Source organism: Bacillus sp. SSR7 (genome assembly GCF_055902415.1).
Genome location: NZ_JBVVXV010000007.1, coordinates 14,952 through 39,801 on the forward strand (window position 1 = coordinate 14,952; position 24,850 = coordinate 39,801).

22 protein-coding genes, 5 pseudogenes and 1 riboswitch are annotated in these 24,850 nt (G+C 34.6%); of the genes and pseudogenes, 24 read left to right on the top strand and 3 right to left on the bottom strand.

The annotated features are described in order from the left end of the window. The first annotated feature begins 47 nt into the window (after window positions 1-47). Window positions 48-149, top strand: a riboswitch (SAM riboswitch). An 88-nt stretch (window positions 150-237) separates the two neighbouring features. Next, entirely contained in the window at window positions 238-1,443 is a 1,206-nt protein-coding gene (locus tag AC0NJG_RS14530; protein WP_087953166.1) for a M20 family metallopeptidase, read from the top strand. Between the two features lie 75 nt (window positions 1,444-1,518). Here AC0NJG_RS14530 and AC0NJG_RS14535 read toward each other — a convergent pair whose 3' ends face one another. Beyond that, a complete protein-coding gene (locus tag AC0NJG_RS14535; protein WP_016717953.1) occupies window positions 1,519-1,959 on the bottom strand; it encodes an Lrp/AsnC family transcriptional regulator in 441 nt (146 codons plus the stop codon). Between the two features lie 169 nt (window positions 1,960-2,128). On the opposite strand from AC0NJG_RS14535, the gene AC0NJG_RS14540 reads away from it, so the two are divergent. The 8 genes and pseudogenes from AC0NJG_RS14540 to AC0NJG_RS14575 form a co-directional block, all read left to right on the top strand. Further along, window positions 2,129-2,893, top strand: coding sequence for an SDR family oxidoreductase (locus AC0NJG_RS14540; RefSeq protein ID WP_143881297.1), 765 nt, complete (start codon window positions 2,129-2,131; stop codon window positions 2,891-2,893). A gap of 280 nt (window positions 2,894-3,173) precedes the next feature. After that, window positions 3,174-3,770 (top strand): TetR/AcrR family transcriptional regulator, encoded by a 597-nt coding sequence (locus AC0NJG_RS14545; protein WP_087953168.1) that lies wholly within the window; start codon window positions 3,174-3,176, stop codon window positions 3,768-3,770. A 62-nt stretch (window positions 3,771-3,832) separates the two neighbouring features. Then, complete coding sequence (locus AC0NJG_RS14550) at window positions 3,833-4,975, top strand: MFS transporter (protein WP_087953169.1); 1,143 nt, start codon at window positions 3,833-3,835, stop codon at window positions 4,973-4,975. A gap of 360 nt (window positions 4,976-5,335) precedes the next feature. Beyond that, a complete protein-coding gene (locus AC0NJG_RS14555; RefSeq protein WP_001072309.1) occupies window positions 5,336-5,902 on the top strand; it encodes a TetR/AcrR family transcriptional regulator in 567 nt (188 codons plus the stop codon). A gap of 58 nt (window positions 5,903-5,960) precedes the next feature. After that, window positions 5,961-7,817 carry an alpha/beta fold hydrolase gene (locus AC0NJG_RS14560; RefSeq protein WP_087953170.1) on the top strand — a complete coding sequence of 619 codons (1,857 nt, stop codon included), beginning with the start codon at window positions 5,961-5,963 and terminating at the stop codon, window positions 7,815-7,817. A gap of 194 nt (window positions 7,818-8,011) precedes the next feature. Beyond that, window positions 8,012-8,325, top strand: a pseudogene (locus AC0NJG_RS14565) (hypothetical protein); the annotation flags it as partial. 21 nt (window positions 8,326-8,346) lie between these two features. Then, window positions 8,347-8,718, top strand: a pseudogene (locus tag AC0NJG_RS14570) (nucleotidyltransferase domain-containing protein); the annotation flags it as partial. Continuing rightward, window positions 8,695-8,959: pseudogene (locus AC0NJG_RS14575) on the top strand (HEPN domain-containing protein); the annotation flags it as partial. The pseudogenes AC0NJG_RS14570 and AC0NJG_RS14575, both read left to right, overlap by 24 nt. A gap of 163 nt (window positions 8,960-9,122) precedes the next feature. Here the strand turns inward: AC0NJG_RS14575 and AC0NJG_RS14580 are convergent. Continuing rightward, window positions 9,123-9,286, bottom strand: a pseudogene (locus tag AC0NJG_RS14580) (ISNCY family transposase); the annotation flags it as partial. Window positions 9,287-9,639: 353 nt separating this feature from the next. Here AC0NJG_RS14580 and AC0NJG_RS14585 point away from each other — a divergent pair. The 8 genes and pseudogenes from AC0NJG_RS14585 to AC0NJG_RS14620 all read left to right on the top strand — a co-directional run. Beyond that, window positions 9,640-9,804 carry a hypothetical protein gene (locus AC0NJG_RS14585; protein WP_000412664.1) on the top strand — a complete coding sequence of 55 codons (165 nt, stop codon included), beginning with the start codon at window positions 9,640-9,642 and terminating at the stop codon, window positions 9,802-9,804. A 173-nt stretch (window positions 9,805-9,977) separates the two neighbouring features. After that, complete coding sequence (locus AC0NJG_RS14590; RefSeq protein WP_227585587.1) at window positions 9,978-11,306, top strand: radical SAM/SPASM domain-containing protein; 1,329 nt, start codon at window positions 9,978-9,980, stop codon at window positions 11,304-11,306. 265 nt (window positions 11,307-11,571) lie between these two features. Further along, window positions 11,572-12,777 (top strand): radical SAM/SPASM domain-containing protein, encoded by a 1,206-nt coding sequence (locus AC0NJG_RS14595; protein WP_250670627.1) that lies wholly within the window; start codon window positions 11,572-11,574, stop codon window positions 12,775-12,777. Window positions 12,778-12,843: 66 nt separating this feature from the next. Further along, window positions 12,844-14,085 (top strand): zinc metalloprotease, encoded by a 1,242-nt coding sequence (locus tag AC0NJG_RS14600; protein WP_016717946.1) that lies wholly within the window; start codon window positions 12,844-12,846, stop codon window positions 14,083-14,085. Then, complete coding sequence (locus AC0NJG_RS14605; protein ID WP_000608860.1) at window positions 14,033-14,779, top strand: ABC transporter ATP-binding protein; 747 nt, start codon at window positions 14,033-14,035, stop codon at window positions 14,777-14,779. The genes AC0NJG_RS14600 and AC0NJG_RS14605 overlap by 53 nt, the downstream gene beginning before the upstream one ends. Beyond that, window positions 14,770-17,322 carry an ABC transporter permease gene (locus tag AC0NJG_RS14610; protein ID WP_000925105.1) on the top strand — a complete coding sequence of 851 codons (2,553 nt, stop codon included), beginning with the start codon at window positions 14,770-14,772 and terminating at the stop codon, window positions 17,320-17,322. The genes AC0NJG_RS14605 and AC0NJG_RS14610 overlap by 10 nt, the downstream gene beginning before the upstream one ends. A gap of 479 nt (window positions 17,323-17,801) precedes the next feature. Beyond that, window positions 17,802-18,137, top strand: coding sequence for a YkvA family protein (locus AC0NJG_RS14615; RefSeq protein ID WP_254912609.1), 336 nt, complete (start codon window positions 17,802-17,804; stop codon window positions 18,135-18,137). Then, window positions 18,098-18,262, top strand: a pseudogene (locus AC0NJG_RS14620) (IS4 family transposase); the annotation flags it as partial. The gene AC0NJG_RS14615 and the pseudogene AC0NJG_RS14620, both read left to right, overlap by 40 nt. Window positions 18,263-18,349: 87 nt before the next feature. Here AC0NJG_RS14620 and AC0NJG_RS14625 read toward each other — a convergent pair. Beyond that, window positions 18,350-18,895, bottom strand: coding sequence for a dihydrofolate reductase family protein (locus AC0NJG_RS14625; RefSeq protein ID WP_474063177.1), 546 nt, complete (start codon window positions 18,893-18,895; stop codon window positions 18,350-18,352). 343 nt (window positions 18,896-19,238) lie between these two features. Here AC0NJG_RS14625 and AC0NJG_RS14630 point away from each other — a divergent pair, with 343 nt between their 5' ends. From AC0NJG_RS14630 to AC0NJG_RS14660, 7 genes are all read left to right on the top strand, one after another. Then, on the top strand, window positions 19,239-19,748 hold the full coding sequence (locus tag AC0NJG_RS14630; RefSeq protein WP_074568200.1) for a DinB family protein: 510 nt from the start codon (window positions 19,239-19,241) through the stop codon (window positions 19,746-19,748). A gap of 520 nt (window positions 19,749-20,268) precedes the next feature. Further along, window positions 20,269-20,574 (top strand): arsenical resistance operon transcriptional regulator ArsR, encoded by a 306-nt coding sequence (gene arsR / locus AC0NJG_RS14635; protein WP_074568201.1) that lies wholly within the window; start codon window positions 20,269-20,271, stop codon window positions 20,572-20,574. Window positions 20,575-20,634: 60 nt separating this feature from the next. Next, window positions 20,635-21,072, top strand: a complete 438-nt coding sequence (locus tag AC0NJG_RS14640; RefSeq protein WP_429680966.1) for an ArsI/CadI family heavy metal resistance metalloenzyme — start codon at window positions 20,635-20,637, stop codon at window positions 21,070-21,072. An 18-nt stretch (window positions 21,073-21,090) separates the two neighbouring features. Next, entirely contained in the window at window positions 21,091-22,131 is a 1,041-nt protein-coding gene (arsB, locus tag AC0NJG_RS14645) for an ACR3 family arsenite efflux transporter (RefSeq protein WP_087953174.1), read from the top strand. A gap of 25 nt (window positions 22,132-22,156) precedes the next feature. Next, on the top strand, window positions 22,157-22,561 hold the full coding sequence (gene arsC / locus AC0NJG_RS14650) for an arsenate reductase (thioredoxin) (RefSeq protein ID WP_143881294.1): 405 nt from the start codon (window positions 22,157-22,159) through the stop codon (window positions 22,559-22,561). Window positions 22,562-22,873: 312 nt separating this feature from the next. Then, window positions 22,874-23,530, top strand: coding sequence for a uridine kinase family protein (locus AC0NJG_RS14655; protein WP_071725944.1), 657 nt, complete (start codon window positions 22,874-22,876; stop codon window positions 23,528-23,530). A 317-nt stretch (window positions 23,531-23,847) separates the two neighbouring features. After that, window positions 23,848-24,831 carry a phosphotransferase gene (locus AC0NJG_RS14660; RefSeq protein WP_142940696.1) on the top strand — a complete coding sequence of 328 codons (984 nt, stop codon included), beginning with the start codon at window positions 23,848-23,850 and terminating at the stop codon, window positions 24,829-24,831. The last annotated feature ends 19 nt before the right edge of the window (window positions 24,832-24,850 follow it).

Genomic DNA, 24,850 nt, shown 5'->3' on the forward strand with positions numbered 1-24,850 from the left:
TTAAAATGAACTTAGAATGAATGTAATTTAATATAATTTTATGAAAATTCTTATCACGAGAGGTGGAGGGACTGGCCCTATGATACCTCGGCAGCGGATTCTTTATGAATACTGTGCCAATTCCAGCAAGGTAACTTGAAAGATAAGAAAGAAGCTCATTTTGACTGTATATACAGAAGCCTCTTTCTATCTTTTAGAAAGAGGCTTTTTTACGTGAAAATAAAAGGAGGAAGAAAAATGGGAGCTACAGGAGTAACATCACAAAGAAAAACAATTGAAGAGAGTATTGAAAGAAATAAGGAAAAGTACATAGAAACAAGTCACGATATTCATGCGAATCCGGAGATTGGTAACCAAGAGTTTTACGCATCAAGAACGTTAAGTTTATTGCTAGGGAGTGCAGGATTTCAATTACAACACAATATAGCTGGACATGAAACGGGATTTATCGCGCGAAAAAGCTCTGGAAAACAAGGACCAGCAATCGCATTTCTAGCGGAGTATGATGCTTTACCAGGACTTGGCCATGCGTGTGGTCACAATTTAATCGGCACAATTAGTGTTGCAGCAGCAATTGCATTATCAGAAACGCTTGAAGAAATTGGCGGGGAAGTTGTCGTATTCGGAACACCAGCTGAAGAAGGAGGACCGAACGGTAGCGCAAAATCGAGTTATGTAAAGGCAGGTTTATTTAAAAACATTGATGCGGCGCTTATGATTCATCCGAGTGGAAAAACAGCAACAACGAGTCCTTCACTAGCAGTCGATCCACTTGATTTTCATTTTTACGGAAAAACAGCTCATGCCGCAGCTTCACCAGAAGAAGGGATTAACGCATTAGATGCGGTTATCCAGCTGTATAACAGTATTAACGCACTTCGCCAACAACTTCCATCAGACGTGAAAATTCATGGCGTCATTACAGAGGGAGGAAAAGCACCTAACATTATTCCAGACTACGCAGCAGCAAGATTCTTCATCCGTGCAGCAACGCGAAAAAGATGTGCGGAAGTAACAGAAAAAGTAAAAAATATCGCACAAGGGGCAGCGTTAGCAACAGGCACAAAAGTAAAAATCCATCAATTCCAAAATGAAATCGATGAACTACTCGTAACAAAAACATATAACGACATCGTAGCTGAAGAACTAGAATTACTAGGTGAAGATGTAAACCGTAAAGAAAGACTCGGCATCGGCTCAACCGACGCAGGAAACGTAAGTCAAGTCGTACCAACCATTCACCCGTACATTAAAATCGGCCCAGATGACTTAATTGCACATACGAATGAATTTAGAGAAGCAGCGCGTTCAGAATTAGGAGATAAAGCATTAATTACATCCGCAAAAGCATTAGCGAATACGGCGTATCGATTAATTACGGAAGAAGGGTTGTTAGAGAAGGTGAAGGAAGAGTTTAGAGAGGCGCAGAGGAATCAGGGATAAGTGGTTAAAGGGAGTGGATGATCCACTCCCTTTTCTTTTTTGAGAAAATTTGATGCCAATTCGCTTATTCCTTTATCAGAACGACAATTTCTCCTCGAACTCACTCTTTAATACAATTAAAGGAGACGATAATCCAAATTGCATTAAAGAGTCTAAAAATGTAGCGAGAGAATCCATCGAATCGCTCATGACCTTCATCATATAATTAAACTCCCCGCTAATTCGATATAAATCTGTTACTTCAGAAGCGGTATTACAATATTGGATAAAATCAGAGCATTGGCTCGTTTTAAACATAACGAATGCTTGAATGTTTTTATTAATTTTAGAAGGCTCAAATTTCGTTCGGTAAGCCGCTATAACTCCTTGATCTTCAAGTTTATTAATACGCTCTTTTACAGCAGGCTGCGTCATGGATATGATCCGTCCTATTTCTGAAACGGAAATTCTCGCATTTTCATATAACAAGTTCATAATTTTATGATCGATTTCATCCAGTTTTACTGCGTTTTGCATTGTGTAGCCTCCTTGTTGTGTTTTCTAAAGTGAATTACAAATTATAACTATAATATCATAAGTAAACAAACTAAATTACCTATAAATCTGTATTTATAATTATTGGTGTTTACATGAAAATATAAGTATAGGTTTTTATCAAACGGAAATTTAGGAAGGATGGAAAAAAATGAAGAATCTTGATGGGAAAGTAGCATTAGTAACAGGGGCGAGTCGCGGAATTGGCCGTGCCATTGCAAAGAGATTGGCGAAAGGCGGGGCATTAGTAGCGATTCACTACGGCCGAAATAAAACAGCTGCAGATGAAACGATTAGTGAGATTGAATCTAATGGAGGAAAGGCATTCTTAATTGAAGCTCAGCTCAATTCAATTGATGGTGTCAAAAAGCTAGTAGAACAATTAAAGAATGAATTACAAATAAGAGTTGGTACAGCAGAGATTGATATTTTAGTAAACAATGCAGGGATAGGTACACAAGGAACAATTGAAAATACGACCGAAGGGATTTTTGATGAAATTATGGCTGTAAATATTAAGGCGCCGTTCTTCTTGATTCAGCAAACATTACCATTACTGCGAGCAGAAGGACGCATTATCAACATTTCATCAGCTGAAGTACGACTTGGTTTTACAGGCTCAATTGCATACGGTTTAAGTAAAGGGGCATTAAATACGATGACACTTCCTCTTGCTAAACATCTCGGAGAAAGAGGTATAACAGTGAATACAATTATGCCTGGATATACGAAGACAGATATGAATGCGAAATTGCTAGATAATCCAGAAATACGAAATTTTGCTACGAATTCATCTGTGTTCGGACGAATAGGGCAAGTTGAAGATATTGCAGATGCAGTAGCATTCCTTGCTTCCTCTGATAGTCGCTGGGTAACGGGGCAAATTTTAGATGTTTCTGGAGGGTTTTGCTTATAGGGGCACTACTCCATACCCATCAAGCTAATCAAGTAAATTACTAGTTATGAAACGATCCTTGTTTCATAACTAGTAATTTATAGAAAGGTAGGGATGATAAAGAAGTCTATTAAAACGTGATTTTTTCGCTAGGAAATTTGAATAAGGGGCTATTTTTCATTATTCGTAATCTAACATAATCAAATTGTATTTTACAGTAACAATAAAATAAAATTATTGACCGCATGGTACAAAAAGGGTATTCTATTCATGTTATCTTTAAAATGAGAGGAGGATACGATTGAATAAACGCGGCAGACCTCGAGAGTTTGATTATTCCTCAATTGTAGATGTTGCAATGAAAACATTTTGGTTAAGAGGATATGAAGGGTGTTCTACACAAGATTTATGCAGTGACACAGGACTTGGAAAAGGAAGTCTATACAATACTTTCGGTAGTAAACATGAACTGTATAAACAAGTATTAGAACGCTACCATGAAATTGGGATTAGGGAACAAAGGAAATTGTTACATACTCCAATTCCAGTTAAAAAACGATTAAGTAATTTTTTTGAATGGGCATTGAAAGAAGACTTTGAGAATATGGATCAAAAAGGATGTTTATTGATTAATGCCAGTATAGAACGTGCTAAAAACGATTTAATGGTACAAGAAATTTTCTCGAAGCATGTTGAACTTCTTAAACAAGCTATTGAAACAGTGATGGAGGAAGGATTGCAAACAGGTGAAATTTCAAAGAAGCAATCAGCTGAGGAATTAGCTAGTCTGCTTTTAAGCAGTTATTACGGATTCCGTGTTCTTAATGTATCGATGCAAAATCGGATGTTGTCTGAACAAGTTATCAAAGGAACAATAGAGTCTATTTGTGGCGCTTAGTGCGCTCTTTTTTCGCACTATTTTTGTACCAATCATTACAATAATGAATAAGGAGTGTTTTTATGCCATCGATTATTTATTTATTAGCTTTAGCAATCTTTTGTATGACTACATCAGAATTTATGGTTGCAGGTATGATGAATGAACTTGCTCTTGCATTCCAGGTTCCTGTATCATCTATTGGGTATTTAATTTCAGCTTATGCAGGAGCAATGGTAATAGGAGGCCCCATTTTAACTGCAATCCTCTTACAAATGCGCAGCAAACAAGCATTATTGTTTTTAATGTTCATATTTTTAATTGGTCAATCACTCGGAGCTATTGCTTGGAACTATGATATTATGATGATTTCACGTATTATAACTGGTATTGCTTCAGCTTCAGCTTTTGGAGTTGCGATTTCCTTTTCTGCGACATTAGTTCACTCTGATTCAAGGGGAAAAGCTGCATCAATTGTACTTGCAGGTTTAATGTTCGCAACTGTATTAGGTTTACCTATAACAACCGTTATTTCGCAATATTTTGGCTGGCGTATTAGTTTTGGGGCAGTTTCGGTTCTTGTGCTAGTATCAGGGATTATGATTCAACGGTTATTACCATCATCTTCAAATAAAGAGCAATTAAATTGGAAAGACGAACTTCTGCGATTTAAGAATATTCATCTTTGGGCAGCGTACGTAACAAGTATGTTCATTATTGGTGGTACGTTTGCAGCATTTAGTTATTTTACTCCGATATTTACAAATGTCACAGGCTTTTCAAGTGCAAGTATTCCATATTTACTTGCTCTCTATGGTAGTGCGACGGTAATTGGAAATATAATAATTGGCAAGTTTGCTGATAAATTTACAATGAAAATACTTATGGGTGGATTAATTATATTAATCATAGCGTTGTCTGTATTTGCTTTAAGTGCGGAGAATAAATACATTGCAGTTATGGCTACGATTTTTATTGGTTTAACTGGTGTAGCATTGAATCCAGCTATGGTTGCGAGGGTGATGAAAACAGCTAGTAATGGAATAATGATAAATACCGTTCATAGTTCTTTTATTACGCTAGGTATTGTTATTGGTTCGTCACTAGGTGGTCTTGGGATCAGTAAAGGATATGGTTTTGTATCTCCGCTATGGATTGGAGCTTGTTTAGCTATCCTTGGGGTAATTTCATTATTCCCATATTTACATAAAGGAAAGGTAGATTAAGATGTTTAAAATTTCTTTATATGGGGTACCGCCACATCGCTATCAAGCTAATATTTTCATATCCCCCTAAATTAAAATTTTCTTTCTCTACAGATAGTTATTCTGAGAAGCCGCTCATTTTTTTGTTTTTGGGGCATTTCTTTTTCTTAAGTTGATGGGCATGTATGGTGACCTCTATTAGACGATAGTGAATGAACAATTTCGGGGCTCAGTTCAAATTTATTCAAAGTAAGATTTTTTTTTGCAGTAAAATCAATGTTAGTGGAACTTTTTTAATCAAACTTTTTTCTAAATGAACATAAATACTTGCAATATTTAAATTAGTACTATATAGTTCTAGTTATGACAAAGGTAAAATTAATGAATCAAAAACGTGTAATTGAAGTAGCTGCAACATTATTTTTAGAAAAAGGATTTGCTTATACAAGTATGGATGAATTAGTACGTGTAAGCAAAGTTTCAAAGTCTAATGTGTATTATCACTTTTCTAATAAGGAAGTATTATTAGAAGCGGTCGTTGATTATTGGATTGAAATGTATCAATCTGCAATTGATGACGTACTTTCTCAGAATCAATTTTTAGTTGAAGATCGTATCCAACTGTTTTTAAAGCAATTATCACAAGGAGTTCAGTCGAGAGAGTATAAGGGGAGCTGTCCATTTATTACTCTTTATATTCAAAGTCCTAAACAGGCCACGCAAATAAAAGAAAAAATAGGTCTTTTTTTTACAGGATTACAAAAGAAAGTTTCTCTATTACTTAAACAAGGGGTAGAGAATGGAGAATTCAGAAATACGATTCATATTGATGAGGTTGCATCACTTTTTATTACAAATCTTGAAGGAGCGTTATTTATTTCAGAAACATTGAAGGATGCAACTGTAATTACGAAAACAGCAGATCATTTTTTAAAATTGCTTCGATAAAAGAAGCATTTTTTTTACATTAAATTAGTACTGATTAGTACTAAAAGGGGGATTTTATATGAGAACAGTATTTTTAACTGGTGGAACAGGCTTTATTGGAAAGCAAGTAGTGAAAGAATTAGCCAAAGAGGATGTTAAAATTCTTCTTTTAGTAAGGTCGAAAAGTAAAGCAATACGCCTTTTTCAAGAAAGAGGCATCTTAAAAAAGGCAGTTATGCACTTTATTGAAGGTGATTTGACGAAAATAGATTTAGGTCTAAGTGCTGAAGATAAGGAGAGGGTATTGAAAACGGATGTGATTATTCACGCAGGAGGCCCCATGGATATTCAAGCGACAAGTAAAGAGGCAGCGTCCGTATTTTTAAATGGCGCCAAACACATTAGTGAATTAGCTAAAAGTATTCATCAATTGAAGGGCTTGCAACAATTTATTCATGTTGTAGGTTATATGAGTCCCTTTGATGATAAAAATAGCAAGATTGCAATTGATGTGTTTCAAGAAGGAAACAATTATTTGAAAATAAAAAATCCATATGAGAGAACAAAATTTTTAGCAGATCTTTATATCCGTCAGCACGCATCAGCAGTAGGTTATCCTCTTTCTGTAATTAATCCGCCAACTGTAGTCGGTAGTAGTAAAACAGGGAGTACAGAGCAGATAGCAGGATTAGGTTTGCTTGTGATGAGTATGCGAAGAGGGCTCATGCCAGTGATTCCTGGAGGTAAGGGATATAGGTTACCACTTATTTCAAACGATGAGCTTGCGAAGTTTATTGTGCAGGTTTTCAGATTGGAGCAACCGACTATTCAAACATATACACTTGTTGAAGACAAACAGCACGATCAGAACATTGCTGAATTATTAAGTATTATGTCGGAAAGTATGAATATGAGGGCACCAAAAATCTCTGTTCCAATGCCACTTATGAAAGCAATTATGAATAGTGGAGTAAGTAAAATAACAAAAATTCCTTCTGATGGACTGAATTTTATTACAAACCGAAAATTTTCAGATGTTTCAGCGAAAAAAATTATGGGAGGAGATTGGTTTAAGAAGACGAGTGTAATGAAATTTTTCCCTGCCGTAGTAGCTGATCTGGATTATCGAATGATGTATCAAAATGGCCAGCATAATCATGTATTTAAACGAACATTATGCGATAACAATACCCTTTACCAATTACAAGGAGAGGGTCAACCGTTTATATTATTACATGGTTTATTGAGTGATGGAGAGGATTTATTTCCTTTAGCACAAGAGCTTCATGAAAAAACTGGTCAACCTGTATGGATTTTGGATCTTCCAGGTTTGGGACGTTCTCCTTTTAAACGAGAGAAAAATCTTCTAGATATCTATTTGAATGTAGTGAAAAAGTTATTGGAGAAAGCTACGAATGGTGCACATCTAATTGGCCATTCATTCGGTGCGTTTATTCTTCTAGAAGCATTGGTACAAGAGTACATAGATAAGAAGTATGCAATCACTTTACTTCAGCCACCTGTTGCTAAAAAAAATGCTAAATCGCTAAATGTTCCTCAATTTATGAACAAATGGACATTAAAATTGGCAACTACTAATTTGATAGGGCGTTATTTATTAAGTAATGGTTTGTTTGAAAGTATGGAGAGTATCCCTGAACATTATATTGAAAAAATAAGTAACAGTTTTACTTCCCCTAGAATTTTAAATACTACGGTTCAGCTTAACAGTTTACTACTGAAAAACGATCAAGGTGATTTCAATGAAGTAACAAAGTATAATCTTCACATTATTTGGGGGGAGTATGACAGAGGCTATTCTGCTCCATCGCATCTTGGTAAGGTTGATTTTGTTCCATATGGCCATCATTTTCCTCTTAGCCATCCGAGTGAAACGGCAACATTAGTAATAAAAAATAGTAATACTAGCAGATGAGAGTGTGGGATAAATAAAAAGTGTGTAGTAAGATCGTTGTGTCTTTGAAATAAAATCGTACTGTTTGGGGTCCCGCCCCATGCCAATCAAGCTAAGAAAAGCAAATACCCCAAAACGAGAAAATGGGCATCTCCAGGTGAAAATGCGTAATTTTTTTTGTTTTAGGGGCATTATAAAGCCTTCAAGTTGATGGATGTGGGGTACCGCCACAATACTATCAATATAAGCAGTATACCCCGTTGTATCTGTACTGGATTTATCAAAAGAGGATGCTGAAATGATACCATTGCTTCTGGCTTGTATAGCAGAGGCATTTATTCATTTCAATCCAGATTCTTTTTTAGCTAAGGATGAATTTGATCTCTTATATTGGTGTAGAAAGAACTTCAAAGGATTTCATAGTATCTCTGATGATGGATTCTTACAGGATTTTAAGCAGGTATACGAATGTTATCAAGCATTGCAGAACGTTGGGAAACAAGAGAACAATATAAAAATAAATATGTAATAGCAAGGAGAAGAGCAACGCATGTATAATATACTTAAACGTCAATATAATTACTTTATCCGAGGAGTGATTCGGATTAACGAAGAAGTACAAAGGGAATTGGACCTATTGGCTCAAAAGATTCGTGAAACTGTGTCTTCTGTCCAAAAAATCATCCTTTTTGGCTCTCATGCATATGGCACACCAAATGAAGACAGTGAATTTGATCTCTGTATTGTTGTAGAAGGTGTAGGAGCAAGAAAAAGGGGAGTCATTAATCGTATCAATTGGGGTATTTACGATGTTATGGAAACACCAGTTGATTTTTTAGTGTATGGGCCAGAAGAGTTTCTAGAACGTGCTAGTCGTACCGTAACTATGGAACATAAGATTGCACTAAACGGTAGAACAGTCCCAAAAACTCATAACCTTTTAATGCTGCACAAATCGTGTCGGAAATTAGATGAGGAATCCTCATTGATTTTAGAACAGTGCGTGCAGCTAAATGGTTATGCTACAGATATTCGTTTATCCGTATTTTGAATCACTTACTGTTTAAGATAGATTAATGACTATACAACATGCTCAAAAAGTACTGAGTTTTTATAAAGAAAAGTTAAACATGCTAAATATGCATGAAATCGTAATCGATTAAACATAGAGGATATACATAAAAGAGAGTGCCTATAAAGGGACTCTCTTTTTCTATCTAAAAAAGAGGAGGAATGCTTCATAGTAGAATGAAATGATACTTTGCTATGGGGATAACAATATAATGATGGATAATTATCACACAATTGTTGTTTTGTAGGTACAGTGGCGGTACTTTTAATTAAAGCACAAGGAATCAATCACGATGCATTTCTTTTAGTACCTGTTCGCGAAGCAGAGGAATGCCTTCTTCTCGAAACCAAGCACCTACACGTGAAAAAGTAGAAATATGAGGCACAAATGATAAACCACAAAACTCATGAAAAAAAGGTTATCATACAATCCGTCCCTTCTGTAGATAGTTCAGGTTACTCTTATTCTTTCAGGAGAACGAATTTCTTTATGTATGTATTTTTGAATATTTGTGAGCTTTATAACACCATTTCTATACTTTAATATCTGAAAAATCTGTCACGAAATATTCCGAATTTTGAAGTTGCTAATTACATATGATTCCATTTATTATAATTATTGAGCCGGCTCCAAATAATGGAAGTTTTCTGTTATAGCAAAGTAATTTTCAATGTTTATCAACTTATTTTCATAAAGCTATTTTATATCAGAATCCACTTTCATTTTATTTTATATGAAAACAAAGCAACTATAAAAGAGGGGGATTTAAAAATGGAAAAAAAATCTTTTAAAATCCGTTCAGTTAATGACAATGAACAGCTTTGGACAAAGTTAGCTGATCAAATGGAAACACTTGAAAACAGGGATGAAATGAAATGCTTCAACTGCTCAATTTGTTGTGATAATTGCTGCTTTAATTGTTGCTTCCAAATCTAATTTATACTTACAGTAAATAAACACTTGAAATACTTATACCTTTTAATAAACTTAGTTACTAAATTCATTATTTTCTGTTCTTGCCTAGCAAGAACAGAAAATAATTATACAAGGGTGATTTGATGATTATTAACAAGTATCATTTACGATATCCTTTAAACGAGGAAGTTCTAATGATTAATACCTTAACTGGTGCTGTAGATTTTTTTTCTCATGACTTAATTAATTTTATTGATACATTGTCATATAGAGATTATAAAAATTTAACTAACGAAGAGAAAAATGCTACTAAAATTTTAATTGATAGAGGTTACGTATTTAAGAACACAGAGGATCGGGACCATAGACTATGGCAGGCTAAAAATATTGTAGACGCTGGAAATGAAATGCAGTATGTTATTTGCCCTACATATACATGTAACTTTCGTTGCCCATATTGTTTTGAAAGCCATAGCCTTCATGAGAAAATAACAGCTTTAACCGAAGAACAACTCCAAGCAGTTATGCAAGCCATAGACATCTTTCATAAAGAAAGTGGTTATAAAATCGGTATGATTAACCTTTTTGGAGGCGAACCACTCCTTCCTTTTACTAAAAAAATAGTCAAACAAATCTGTGAAGAAGCTGTTAAGCGTAACTTCAAAATTGGTTGCAATACAAATGGCTATCACCTTTCTTCTTTTGTAGAGATTTTCCAAAACTACCGTGATCGACTGAGTATTATGGTTACAGTTGATGGACCGAAGAATATTCATGATCAACGACGTATTATGACGGGAGGTCAAGGTACATTTGATCAAATTCAAAAAGGTATTTGTGATTCACTTAATCATGGCATTCGTACCATTGTAAGAGTCAATATAGACCAAACAAATATTGATTATGTTTCACTTCTTGTAGACTATTACAAAAAAAACAAGTTATTTGAAAATGAAAATTTCTCAATTTCTTTTTCACCTGTCACAGATCATACATGTAAAGGCTTAGGAGAAGATTTAATGAAGGGTTATGAAATTGTAAAAAAATTACAAAAAAATATTCCTGATTTTGAAAAATTAGAAAAACAAAAATCTCTTAACTTCGGAGCTGATATGTACCGTTTCTTTAAACCAATTATGCAGTTAGATTCAGAATTAAAAAATAAAATTGAAATGGTTGTTCCCAATATAGTCTATTGTGAATCTGCTGAAGGGAAACGAGTTGTATTTGGACCTGATAACCATATATATGCTTGTCCTGATTTAGTTGGAAGATCAGAGTTCAAAATCGGCGATTATTTCCCTAAATTCTCTCGCCAAGATTGGAAGTGGGAAAAGTGGAAACAATTCAATTCCTTTACCATTCCACAATGTAAATCTTGTGCCTCATCACCTATATGTGGAGGAGGGTGTGCTGCTGAAGCTCTTATAGTTCATGGGAACTTGAATCAACCAAACTGTCCACAAACAGATAAACAGGTTTTCGAATATTTAAAAACTATTAAAGAAGAGATTTCAATATAAGGAGAGGAACTAAGCTATGATAGCAAGTACCTATAATTCAACATATAAATTATCTGATGGAAATTACGTTCTAATCAATTCACTAAGTGGCGCACTCGATGTAATTAATACAGACATAAAAAAAGTATTAGATGATATTAAGCGTAATAAAAAATTAACTCTTTATCCTGAATTAGAAGAACTTCTCTCATTTTTAACAAAACGTGGCTATCTTTTTAATGACCGTGATGAAGAATTAAATAAACTTACTATTATTCGTGATCGGATGACTGAATCTTTAGCAAATAGTAATTCGGGAGTTACATTCAACGTATGCACAACATATATGTGTAACCTTAGATGTCCTTATTGTTACCAAGGTCATGAAATACATAAAATTTCACATGCTTTAACCCCTGCTGAAGTAGACAAAATGTTCCAAGCAGTTGATAACATTTTGTCTATGGAGAATGAACGTGGTCGATTTGAGAATGCAACCCACCGCATGATGTTATATGGTGGTGAACCATTGCTTCCAACAACTCGAAAGACAGTTGAACAAGTTGTTAAACGTGGAATAGAAGAATACGGTTTTCGTATGTACGCCATTACAAATGGTACATTCTTGCATGAATTCTTAGATTTTCTAGAGCCTTACAAAGAGAACTGGGATTATTTTCAAATCTCTATTGATGGACCGAAACATATTCATGATCAACGACGTATTACAGCTGGTGGCACAGGAACATTCGATCGAATTGCTGCTAATATTTCACTGGCATTAGAGCGTGGTTTCGCAGTAGGCTTACGTACTAATGTGAATAAAGATAATCTTGCATATGTAAAAGAATTAGCAACCTTTATCGAAGATCAACATTGGAATACTTATCCTAATTTTGGTTGGCAGGTATCTCCTGTTACTGATCATTACGGAGATAATCTACCAAATCACCTTCCAGAGCATGAATTACTCGCCGAAATTTATAATATTTTCGGAGATTTAGAAGAATTTATGGATAAATTTAACGCAAAACTGGGTACAGACCTTAACATTCGTACTTCTAGAATCCGTCAAGCCATACGAACTTTTGACTGGGAGAAGGTAAGTGAACTTGATTCCTGCTCTTCTGTCATGCATAGTTTACCTTATTTTAAAGAATGTAGTGCGAGAGAACAGCGTTTCTATGCATTTGGTGCAGAAGGTTTAATATACGCTTGTCCTGAGGCCGTAGGTAAGCCAGAAACTGCAGTGGGTTCCTTTTTTCCTGAATACAATTTAGATGCTGATAAGCATGCTATTTGGGATCAAGATATTACTGACTCCGAACAGTGTAGTAGTTGTAGTATCTCACTATTTTGTGGTGGAGGATGTGCTTATGCTAATTTAATGCGAAATGGTGCCATTAATAAACCTTACTGTAATGATTCACATCAAACCATTTCGACTTATATTAAGAAAAATGAAACTGCCTTTTTAGAACTAATTAAATAAAAAGATATAACTCCACAAATACCTTCACCATTGTGGGGTTACTTTCTCTTAAAGGATGTGATCAATTTGACAGCATCGCAAAATATCTTTCCAAAGTTAATTCCATACGAAGTTTATAATATGGATGTTTGGGAGGAGGGGCCTCGTTATTTAATAAAATTTGATAACGGATTACAATTAAAAGTCACTGAATCACTGAGAAATTTATTCAATTATATGGATGGAACCACATCCATAGGAGATATATGTACAATGGTACAAACGAATCACGATGGCAATATTACTATAAATGAGTTAACAGAACTGATAAATGAACATCTATTACCAAAAGGGGTTTTAGTTGGTTCTGAAAAAAAAGCATCTCATCACTCTGCAATTACATTTAGAATAGCAATATTCCACGCTTCTTACTTAAAAAAGGCATCCAAATATTTCGAATTCTTATTCTTTCGGGGCGTATTTGTTTTATTTAGTATTTTCTTCAGTATAAGTCTAATACATTATTTTTTTCAGGCTAATACTGAAAATATATCAAACACATTTGGATCCGTTTATAAATTTACTATTGCAATTTTGCTGCTATTATTTTCCATGATTATCCATGAACTTGGTCATATAGTTGCTGCTTATCGATATAAAATACAACCTAAAGACGTCGGAATGGGTCTTTATATGATGCGGCCTGTTTTATTTGTTGATTTAAGTGATACCTGGCGATTGCCTAGACGACAAAGAGTAGTTATTGACCTGGGCGGAATTTACTTTGAATTATGGATATTTATATTATTTGAGTTGTGTTATTTTATTTCAGGATTCCAGGAATTTTTTGTAGCAAATCAATTCATACTCATTACAGTTCTATATAACTTATATCCATTTTTACAATATGACGGTTTTTGGGTTCTTACTGACATTCTAGGAATTGCAAACTTGCATACTAGAACCTTCCAATTGGTGAAAAGTGGTCTCCTGGGATACTTTTTTTTCAAGCCTGATTATCGAAAGCAATTTAATGATACAATTAAGAGGATGAACAGGCACTATAAAATAGCATTTCTTACATATGCTAGTATATATTTTTGTTCAGTTATCACTGCTATCTGGTTCATTCTTCGATATACCATCTATTTATTCACATCGCTAGATTCGTTCACATGGGGAAATGCAAAAGGTGCCATTATTGTAATAATTATAGTTTTAATTAGAACAATAGTTGTCTTTACATTAAAATTTAAAAGGGCCGGGAGGGAAAAGGATGATAAACAAACAAACCATCCTTCAAGTAGAAAAAATCAAGAAAGCTTATGAAACCGAAGCAGGAACAATTCAAATTTTAAAAGGGCTTAGCACTAAATTTTATTCTGGAGAGATTGTTAGTATTATTGGTCCTAGTGGAAGCGGAAAATCCACACTACTTGGAATACTGGGATCATTGGATACCCCTACCGAAGGACGTATTATTATTGAACAACAAGATATTACCTCCATGTCAGAAGAAAAGCTAGCTGATTTCCGTGCAAAAAAGATTGGTTTTGTTTTTCAATCGTATAATTTAATCACAACAATGACCGCTCAAGAAAATGTTATGATGGCACTTATGTGCGCTGGAGTAAGAAGCCAAAAAGAAATGATAACAAAGTCTAGGGAAATGTTGGACCTTGTTGGGATGAAAGAACGATATCATCATTTACCAAGCCAGCTATCTGGAGGTCAACAACAGCGTGTAGCAATTGCTCGTGCATTAGTAAATAATCCAGCCATTGTTATTGCTGATGAACCAACTGGGAACTTAGATTCCAAAACAGGAAAAAATATTTTGGACTTAATTTTTCAACTACGTGACCAACTCCAGATGACGTTTATTATTGCTACACATGATACGCATGTGGCAAAACTTTCAGATCGTGTTTTAAAAATGGAAGATGGCCTCCTCGTTCAAGAAACCTTTAACGACCATACAAAATCTAGTGAGCAAGAAGGTGGCATAACACCATGCTACTAAAATCTGCACTACGTAGTTTAGCACGTAATCGTTTAAGAACTTTTTTTACTGTGTTCAGTATTTTAATAGGAGTAGCTAGTTTCTTTTCTATGTCTATGTTGGTAGAGCTGGTTCCGCGATCTATTCACGAATCCTCTAAAATTCTTTTAGGAGGGGATGTGTCAGTTCAATCCTATTTAAAACCGATGGATCGCGAAACTCTTATTTCTTCCATTCCTAAAGAAGAACAGAAAGCGCTCACAACTTCTTTATTAGGTCAAAGTATGGTCAAATCTGATCGGAAAACAACAAGTTTAATTGTAAAGGGAATTGAAACGAACCACTATCCTTTCTTTGGTGATAATCTGTTTCCTAATATTCGTACTTTACATAAAGATGAACTACTACTTTCCAAAAATACAGCTGACCGTTTGCAAGTCAAAGTAGGAGATAGAGTTGAGATTCCTAACCGTTCTACTGGGGCAATGACCTCTTATAAAATTAGTGGTTTAGTAGAAGGTGTCCAAGAATCCTATGGCGATGCTTCGATTTTTGGAACTGCCTATTTACATTTAGATCAAGCACAGCAGCTTTTAAATGTACCTGCAGGCACAATTAATGAAGCATTAATCTTATTAAATGAAAATGTTAATATCTCTTCTTTTAAAAAGAATATTCAAAAACAATTACCACAAAGTAGTGTAATAGATGTTCAGGATAAGGAGCTAGAGAAACAGAAAGATTTACGGATGTTGTTACCATTTCTTCAGCTTTTCAGTATATTAGCTCTTGGAATTGCCGCTATTACTACTTCTAATACAATGAAAGTCATTATTGCTTCACGTACGCATGATATCGCTGTTATGAAGTCCGTAGGAATGAAAACTAAATATATTATTCGATATTTTCTATTAGAAGCATTATGGCTAGCGATTCTCGGAACAGTTGGTGGGATTGTACTCGGCTTATTAGCTAGTGTTTGGCTGACGTCCTATCTAGCAGATGTGCTTTCACTACCGCTACATTGGGGAATTTCATGGTCCGTAATTTTTACAACAATTATTGTGGGATTAATTGTAACCTTCTTAGCTTCTTGGATACCAGTAAAAAGTGGAATGTGTGTATCACCACTTCAAATGTTACGTGATACTGAGAACACAAGTGTGAATTATGCTTTACCATTTAAAAAGAAATTTCAACTTTTTATATTTACTTGTGGCATTCTTTCTATTTATGTTTACAATATAGCTTTCACAACAAATACAAATGGCAACGCAGTCTTTAAGTGGTTTCTTGCTCTTTTACTTACAACTGCAGTTCTGTTATTTATTTTTACTTTTGTCCGATTTATAGGGTTTATATATTCTTTATTATTCAGATTAATTGGCGCCATGAAAAGCATAATGCCACAAAGCCTCTTTCTTGCTTTACACAACATGGCTACTACAAGTAAACGAAATGGTTTATTGGCAGTTACCTTAACTATTGGTGTTGTTTCTGTTGTCTCTAGTCATGTATTTGCAGACAATTTAATTGAGTCAGTTCAAGGTCAATTGGAAAGAGAGGCAATGGGAAATATCCTTATTACAAGTTCCATTCATGACGAAGGGAACGTTGAAAAGCAGCTACAATCTATTAAGGACATAAAAGGATCGAAAAAAGGTTATCAATTAGATGGAAGACTCCAAAATATTAACGGAGTGGACGCAGCATCTATATTCATGAAAAATATAAAAGATGATAAATTTTTTAGCTCAACTAAAATTTCAATAGAAGGGGTAGATACCTCTCTTAACTCTAGATCCTATATGATATCTGAAGGGCGTGATTTAGCTCTATCGGATGCAAAGGGGAAAAAAGCAATTCTTTTGGACAGCTATAAGAAATTAGGTGTAAAAGTCGGTGATACAGTTGACATTCAAATTGGAAATGAATTAGTAAACTGCGAAATTATAGGTTTCTTTAAATCTGGTGTAGTTAAAACCGTTGGCATCCGTATTCCAACTGAAACATTAGCTACATATGGGAAACCAAGCCGAATTACTTATTCCTTAGATAGTGATCCTAAAAAAACAAATACTATATTAACAGAATTAAATGAAAAACTTCCTGGTTCAGCAATGGCATATTCAATTGCCGCTACAGCAATCGATAGTCTTCAGTATATTATTCAAATGCAAAGTGCTTTCTTCTCAATTGTAGCGTTGTTCGCATTTTTAACAGCTGTTCTTACAATTGGAAATCAAGTTGTCATTCGCTTAATGCAACAGACACGAGATGTTGCTATTATGAAAACAGTTGGTATGTCTTCTAGTAATTTGATGAAGTCTATCTTATTAGAAAACACGATTATCTCCCTATCGGCTGGATTAGTTGGCGCTGGAATTGCCCTAGCCTTTTCAGGCATCACTTTACGCTTCTTATTCCAAATGCCGATGAAAATAGATATGACTTGGTCCATTTTAGGTATACTTTTATCTGTTATAACAACAATAATTGTTGTATGGATAGCAGCAAAACAATCATTATCGGCTAAACCTATACACCTTTTACAAAATAAATAAAGAAAGAAAAAAGTGTATTTTGATTATCTAGTCAAAATACGCTTTTTCTATTTTCTTTAAAACAACACATATCCTATGTTTATCAGGTTAAAATTAAAGAATACCCCAGAACGAAAATCTGGGGATCCCTCCCTCACATGCTTGTTCCCATTTAAAAACTGGATTAGATTAAACCTAGTTGATTTAAACGTGTTTCTTATCTCTTATCTTTCTAATTTATTGATTAATAAAATGTAGACTGATCATTAGGTTTTATATTATAAATAGTTTTTATTAAAATAAAGTATTAGACTCAATAGTAGCTATGTAATTATTATACAGTTAATAAGAACAATTCTGAGAAGATGTACGTAGTAATAAAATGGGAGAGGAATAATTTGAATCAAAATAAACCGATAGAAACAGAAGAAAAAATATCTATCATACAAAAAATGAAAAAATGGGCTAGAAACTAAAAAAAACAACTTCTTGTACTTTATTTGGCATATCGAGATGAACGAGTCCCTTGGTATGCTAAATTATTTACAATGCTTGTTGTTGCGTATGCTTTTAGTCCTATAGATTTAATCCCAGACTTCATTCCAATCTTGGGGTATCTTGATGATTTGATTCTTGTACCATTAGGTGTATACTTGGCATTAAAACTTATTCCTAAAGAAGTGTTGGAGGATTGTAAAAGAAAGGTAGAGGAAAGACAGATAACAAGAAAACCAAAGAATTGGATAACAGGCATTATTATCATTACTCTCTGGATCCTTGTCTTTGTATGGGCTGTAAAAATTGCAAACCTGATTATTTTCAGGATGGAAGAATAAAGAAAGGTACAGAGTATATACAGCTAGATATGGAGGTATTAATGAGCTCTCTCCAAACAGGACAAACATATGGAATATCCGATGCCTATGTAGGTATGACTGATAAAGTACTAACCCGTGTAATTTTTATAAATTAATATATGTATTATCTTATAAAAAAACTCAGCAGGATTTATTCTGATGAGTTTTTTGTTTATATAATTTATCAATAATTATTCTTTTTTCTCCGGCTGATAGGAAAGAATAACGACACCTGAACTGGTCGTTCTTGTTTCTATAAGTTTTAATGCTTTCGAATTGCTCTGGTCTTTAAAGAGACGCTTTCCGCTTCCTACGATAACGGGATTGACTATAAAGTGATATTCATCAATGAGGTCATGTTGCATTAATGTTTGTGTAAGATCACTGCTGCCATAGATTAAAAGGTTCTGACCGGGCTGTTCCTTCAGTTTCGATATTTCTTCTACAATATTACCCTTGATAAGATCTGCATTCCATTCGGTTTTTTCCAAAGTTGTTGAGGCAACAAATTTAGGCATGCTGTTCATTTTATCAGCAAAACCTTCTTCATCAGTCATAGAAGGCCAGGCAGCTGCAAAACCTTGATAGGTTACTCGCCCTAGTAGAAGAGCTTCACTTTCAAACAGTAAATTGGATTGAAACTTTGCCACTTCTTCATTGAAGTATGGAGCAGTCCAAGCTGGTTCCTCCATGACACCATCTAGTGAGAGGTACATCGATACAATTATCTGTCCCATTGTGTTCTCCTTTAGTTTTAAATTGAGATTTTTATATAGTGGTAATACAATTATTAATTCTTGAGCTAGAGAAATTCTCCCTTTTTAATAGTTTCGACAAAATGTATTTATGTATGTTTTGGAATAATCTAATATTAATAACTTTGAAATATTGTATAACTTCTAATTTTTATGCATTATTGATTAGCATTGCTTATTGTGCTAACGAATCAGGATAGTGTGGCGACCGACTAAATAGTTTCTTATCCTCAATTATTAGAAGGGAAGTTTTATCATTTCGCGAATTGATTAGACATAGACGAGTGCTATAATTTTCTATATATACATAAAGAGGTGACTACGCATGAATCAAAGACCGTCAGAAGAAGAATACGCTGGGAGCTCCGGCGAATATATCCGTTTGGTGCCAGACGGTAACATCATCGACATTCTGCTCGCTCAGGAAAAGCAAATGACCGAGCTCCTGGCATCGTTGACCGAAAGCCAGGCCGCATATCGGTATGCGGAAGGAAAATGGACACTGAAAGAAGTTGTGGGCCACATTACAGACGCGGAACGCGTCATGACCTACCGCCTGCTCCGGTTCGCAAGAGGAGATCAGACGCCGCTGACCGGTTTCGATCAGGAATTGTTCATTCCTCCTTTCGGAAGCTGGACAACCGCGCAATTGGCCGAAGACTACCGGGCCGTACGGCAATCAACGATTACATTGCTGCGCGGGCTACCAGCGGAGGCGTGGACCCGTAAGGGCACAGCCAACAACCTAAGCATTACGGCGCGCGCCCTCGCGTACGGCATTGCAGGACACGAGCTTCATCACATGGGGGTTATCCGAAACCGGTACTTGAGTTAATCGTCGGCTGAGGCCTTTGGAATGGAACTAACACCACTCATACAACCTTAGATACCGTTCTTATTAGGGTCCCGCCCCAAAACCATCAACTTAAGGATTTAGACTATTTTTGAAATAAAAAGCACGTTACTATTCTCTTATGTTAATGAGAAAGGGTAACGTGCTTTTTATGAATATGCACCAAAAACAAGAGTTATATCGATTTTTCTCATTTTGGGGTATTTGTTTTTCTTAGATTGAGGGTGACGGGGCACAACTCTATAATGATCAAATTAAAATTAAAATTAAAAATAGTTATAGAGACTCCATTTCTCGGAAATGTTGTAACTATTAAGTTGTAAAAAGAACCATAGTTTTTCATTTTTGAAAAGGCTATGGTCTTTTTTAGTTGTAGCAAAGTTATGACGCGAGAAAGTTTTTTTGATTAATCAAAAAAACTTGATTAACTAGTTGCATAAAGAACTAAACAGTGTATATACTATAAACATCAAAAAAAGTTGATGAAGGGAAGTGAACTACAATGGCACAAGATTTCCAGTTCTATGAGAAAAAGTTTAAAGCGTTGGCTGATCAGAAACGTCTAGAAATCATGTATGAACTTTGTCAGCGAGGCCAGACGTGTGTATGTGATTTAACAGAGATTTTTGAAATGACACAATCTAAGTTGTCCTATCATTTAAAGATTTTATTAGACGCAGGTTTAATTGTGAAAGAAACAAAAGGTACGTGGAGTTATTATGATTTAAATGATACGGAAGTAAATAATTTATTATCAGAAGAATTGTGCTGTATCTTTAGAAAAACAGGAAAAGGTAGCTGCTGTTAAAATTTTGCACTATTCATCAAAAAAACTTGATTAATGATATATAAAGAGGAGGAATAAGGTATGAGATATGTTCACGTTGGTATAAACGTTACGAATTTAGAGAAGTCTATTAAATTTTACGAAAAGGTATTTGGTGTATCGCCAGTTAAGGTGAAAACGGATTATGCAAAATTTTTATTAGAGACGCCAGGGCTTAATTTCACGCTGAACGTACGAGATGAGGTGAATGGAAACCAGGTAAATCATTTTGGTTTCCAAGTGGATACAGCTGAAGAAATTACATTACATAAAGAAAGATTAGAAAAAGAAGGTTTCTTTGCGCGAGATGAGATGGATACGACTTGTTGCTATGCAGTACAAGATAAGTTTTGGGTAACAGACCCTGATGGGAATGAGTGGGAATTCTTTTATACGAAAGCACATAGTGATGTTCACAAAATTGAAGAGTCATCTTGTTGCACGACTTCAAATGAGGTAGCTAAAAATTCTTGTTGTTAATAGGAGAGGGAAAATAAAATGAAACGTTTATCTTTTCTAGACCGATATTTAACACTATGGATCTTTCTAGCGATGGCTGTTGGGATTGGTTTAGGGTTTGTGTTCCCTAGTGTAGTAGACGGACTGAATACATTACAAGTTGGAACGACGTCTATTCCGCTTGCTGTTGGTTTAATTGTCATGATGTATCCACCATTAGCGAAAGTTCGCTATGAGGAAATGGGCCGAGTATTTAAAGATGTTAAAGTGTTAGTTTTATCATTAGTACAAAACTGGATTATTGGTCCGGTACTTATGTTTGTGTTAGCAATTATTTTTCTTCCTGATAAACCAGAATACATGGTCGGACTTATTATGATTGGATTAGCACGTTGCATAGCAATGGTAATTGTTTGGAACGATCTAGCTGATGGGGATAAAGAATATGCGGCAGGTTTAGTTGCTTTTAATTCGGTATTCCAAATGCTCTTTTTCTCAGTTTATGCATACGTTTTTGTAACCGTAATTCCAGAATGGTTAGGAATTGAAGGTGCTATTGTCGATATTACAATGATAGAAGTAGCAAAATCAGTATGTATCTATTTAGGAATTCCTTTTATAGCAGGTATGTTGACACGCTTTGTACTCGTTAAGTTAAAAGGAAGACAGTGGTATGAAAAGGTGTTTATACCTAAAATTAGTCCACTTACACTACTCGCATTGCTATTTACGATCATCGTTATGTTCTCTTTAAAAGGAGAGATGATTGTTAGCGTGCCACTAGATGTGGTAAGAATAGCGATTCCGTTATTAATCTATTTTATCGTAATGTTTTTTGTTTCTTTCTTTATGGGAAGAAAAATTGGTGCAAACTATCCGGTGACTACAACATTAGCATTTACAGCAGGTAGTAATAACTTTGAATTAGCGATTGCTGTAGCAGTTGGTGTATTTGGTATTCATTCGGGCGCAGCATTTGCAGCTGTTATTGGTCCTTTAGTTGAAGTACCTGTCATGATTGCACTTGTAAACGTCGCTTTTTGGTTTAAGCGTAAATATTTTAATGACCAACCAGAATAATTTAAAAACAAAGGCGGAAAACAACATGGAAAACAAAAAAATAATCTATTTTTTATGTACTGGAAATTCATGCCGAAGCCAAATGGCAGAAGCATGGGGTAAACAGTATTTAGGAGATAAGTGGAATGTATATTCTGCAGGAATCGAAGCACACGGAGTAAATCCAAATGCTATTAAAGCAATGAACGAAGTAAATATCGACATAACAAATCAAACATCAGATATAATTGATGCAAACATTTTAAATCGTGCTGATTTAGTCGTTACGCTTTGTAGTCATGCAGATGCTGTATGCCCATCTACTCCGCCGCATGTGCATCGTGTTCACTGGGGATTTGATGATCCAGCAGGAAAAGAATGGTCTGAATTTCAACGTGTTCGTGATGAAATTGGTGAACGTATAAAGCGATTTGCTGAAACAGGGGAGTAAATAAAGGAAAGAGTCAATCTTCTATCTTATAGGGGATTAGCTCTTTCTTTATTGTACATAGTCATGACTATGTTGGTTCGCATAAATTACCGAAAAATATAGAGTATTCTGTTGGATTGATAAAGTTAGAGATGTATTTAATCATGTAGGTGTTCACAAATAATAAATTCATTTAAAAGATAATATAGTTGTTTAGAATTAGAGATGGTATGATAAATAATCACGCTATCTTCCTTATTTTATGTATAATTAAATAACGGGATTTTTGGATATTAAAATAAAGGGTAGTATATTAGTGTAAGGGGGAGAATGATGGATAAGTTGTTACAAGAAATTGTAAATTGGTTAAGGATGAGCGATGAACAAATTGTTATTGGTATTTCGGGACATGGTGCAGCTGGAAAAACAACGTTTGCTAATAGACTCGTAAACCTACTAAATCAAAATGAAATAAATTATATTAATACAGATCCTTACATTGTCAGTTCGGATATCCGTAAGCATGCAGTGATTCACTATACATATCAAAATGAAAATCATCGTTATAAAATGACAGCTTGTCATCCAGCGGCACATCATTTGACAGCTTTAGAAAGAGATATTCAGATGGTTAGAGCTGGGCTAGATTTTTATACGATAGATACGCATTACATGAAAAGTAAGTTAATTTCTTCGAAAAATAAAGTAACAATTGTGGAGGGAATGAGTGCTGCATTTATTAATCCTGATTTATTTGATTTGAAAATTTATTTTTATACAAATGGCGAAACGGAACTAATGAGAAGATCGAGCCGGGATATAGCTGAAAGGGGAGCCGATATAAATTATTTAAGGCAGTCTCATGAAGAACGCCGTATTCAATATGAAGTATTTATGCATCCGTATAGTAAGCGTTTTGATATCATTATCAAAACCTCTGATGAAACAATATGTTTAGAAAAGAATACATTTGAGTTTTATAAAGTTTAAATGAAAATCCTCACTTTATTAATTGCATTATAACGATTAATTTTTCTTACTGAGTACTTGTATTGAATAAATGTATTATTTAATAATACATTCACTATAAAATAACTAAATTTTTAAAAAGATTTAGTAGCCTTCTTTCATCTACATAGATAGAAGGCTACTGTAATTTTTGTGGCAAAATTACATAACTTTATTATTACTATACAGTAGAGGATGATTTTTATTTGAATAAATTACGTGTATCTTAAAAAAACTCACTTTAAAAGGTTTTTATTCGGAAGTACAAAAACGAATTTTTTACATAAAGGGAGAATCGGATGAAACACATAATAAGAAATGTAGTAATGAATTATTTTAAAGAAATTCATTCACTAGCACTGGAAGAACAATTACATAATAATAGTTGGCATACAGATTCACACTATAAAATCATGGTGAATGGAAAGCGATATTCCGCAAGATTTATAAATAGTAAGCGAACAATCAATCCAGCCTTTGGGGCATTATCAAACGAACAACTGAGAGAGCAAGTACGGTTTACGTATTATGTACGCAAACATGGAATTCCTTTTATGCAGATAAGCAAGAATAGGGAAGGAGAGCCATTTACACTTGTCACTTGGAATGATGAAGAATACCGATTTGTATTGTCTGATTGGATTGAAGGAGAACATGTTACGCATTGTACAAAAGCTATCGCAAAAGCCTTCGGAAAGGAAGCAAGAAAGATTCATGATATTTCTTACGCATTTCAAAGCTCGATTTTTCAAAAGAAATCTCATTTGGATGGGTATACCCAGTTTATTCATATGCTAAAAAGTAAGGCAAGCACATGTGGAGAATTACGAGAGTATATAGATCTCGCTACATATCATATAGAGTGTGCATATACGAGTGAATTAGAGTTTATTGTACAGACAGATTTAAATCCTTTGAATGTTTTATGGGACTCAAGTGAACAGGTAAAAGGAATTGTAGATTTTGAATCTATTGGCTATGTAGACCGCATTGAAGGATTGTCATTTTTAATAAAATGGTATTCTCGAACAGAAGGAATACATTCGCATGAAGTATGTTCAAGTGTTGCTAGTGCATTTTTAGAAGGGTATAAGGCTGATAATATTGTAACATCAAATGATTACAAAAGACTTTCTTCGTTACTATGGTTATCCGGTAGTTTAAATTGGAATTTTGTGAAGAAAACACTAAGTGTAATAAGTGATAAGAGGAAATTAGAAGAACATTTGGAAGTTTATAGAGTGAGGGGAGAAAGACTATCTTCATTATTAATTTGTACATAACATGTATTCTCCTAATTGG

Excerpts from the sequence above, each read along its gene's own strand:
- AC0NJG_RS14530 (WP_087953166.1), top strand. The coding sequence starts at position 238 with ATGGGAGCTACAGGAGTAACATCACAAAGAAAAACAATTGAAGAGAGT.
- AC0NJG_RS14535 (WP_016717953.1), bottom strand. The coding sequence starts at position 1,959 with ATGCAAAACGCAGTAAAACTGGATGAAATCGATCATAAAATTATGAAC.
- AC0NJG_RS14540 (WP_143881297.1), top strand. The coding sequence starts at position 2,129 with ATGAAGAATCTTGATGGGAAAGTAGCATTAGTAACAGGGGCGAGTCGC.
- AC0NJG_RS14550 (WP_087953169.1), top strand. The coding sequence starts at position 3,833 with ATGCCATCGATTATTTATTTATTAGCTTTAGCAATCTTTTGTATGACT.
- AC0NJG_RS14555 (WP_001072309.1), top strand. The coding sequence starts at position 5,336 with ATGAATCAAAAACGTGTAATTGAAGTAGCTGCAACATTATTTTTAGAA.
- AC0NJG_RS14560 (WP_087953170.1), top strand. The coding sequence starts at position 5,961 with ATGAGAACAGTATTTTTAACTGGTGGAACAGGCTTTATTGGAAAGCAA.
- AC0NJG_RS14585 (WP_000412664.1), top strand. The coding sequence starts at position 9,640 with ATGGAAAAAAAATCTTTTAAAATCCGTTCAGTTAATGACAATGAACAG.
- AC0NJG_RS14590 (WP_227585587.1), top strand. The coding sequence starts at position 9,978 with ATGATTAATACCTTAACTGGTGCTGTAGATTTTTTTTCTCATGACTTA.
- AC0NJG_RS14595 (WP_250670627.1), top strand. The coding sequence starts at position 11,572 with ATGACTGAATCTTTAGCAAATAGTAATTCGGGAGTTACATTCAACGTA.
- AC0NJG_RS14605 (WP_000608860.1), top strand. The coding sequence starts at position 14,033 with ATGATAAACAAACAAACCATCCTTCAAGTAGAAAAAATCAAGAAAGCT.
- AC0NJG_RS14610 (WP_000925105.1), top strand. The coding sequence starts at position 14,770 with ATGCTACTAAAATCTGCACTACGTAGTTTAGCACGTAATCGTTTAAGA.
- AC0NJG_RS14625 (WP_474063177.1), bottom strand. The coding sequence starts at position 18,895 with ATGGGACAGATAATTGTATCGATGTACCTCTCACTAGATGGTGTCATG.
- AC0NJG_RS14630 (WP_074568200.1), top strand. The coding sequence starts at position 19,239 with ATGAATCAAAGACCGTCAGAAGAAGAATACGCTGGGAGCTCCGGCGAA.
- arsR (WP_074568201.1), top strand. The coding sequence starts at position 20,269 with ATGGCACAAGATTTCCAGTTCTATGAGAAAAAGTTTAAAGCGTTGGCT.
- AC0NJG_RS14640 (WP_429680966.1), top strand. The coding sequence starts at position 20,635 with ATGAGATATGTTCACGTTGGTATAAACGTTACGAATTTAGAGAAGTCT.
- arsB (WP_087953174.1), top strand. The coding sequence starts at position 21,091 with ATGAAACGTTTATCTTTTCTAGACCGATATTTAACACTATGGATCTTT.
- arsC (WP_143881294.1), top strand. The coding sequence starts at position 22,157 with ATGGAAAACAAAAAAATAATCTATTTTTTATGTACTGGAAATTCATGC.
- AC0NJG_RS14655 (WP_071725944.1), top strand. The coding sequence starts at position 22,874 with ATGGATAAGTTGTTACAAGAAATTGTAAATTGGTTAAGGATGAGCGAT.
- AC0NJG_RS14660 (WP_142940696.1), top strand. The coding sequence starts at position 23,848 with ATGAAACACATAATAAGAAATGTAGTAATGAATTATTTTAAAGAAATT.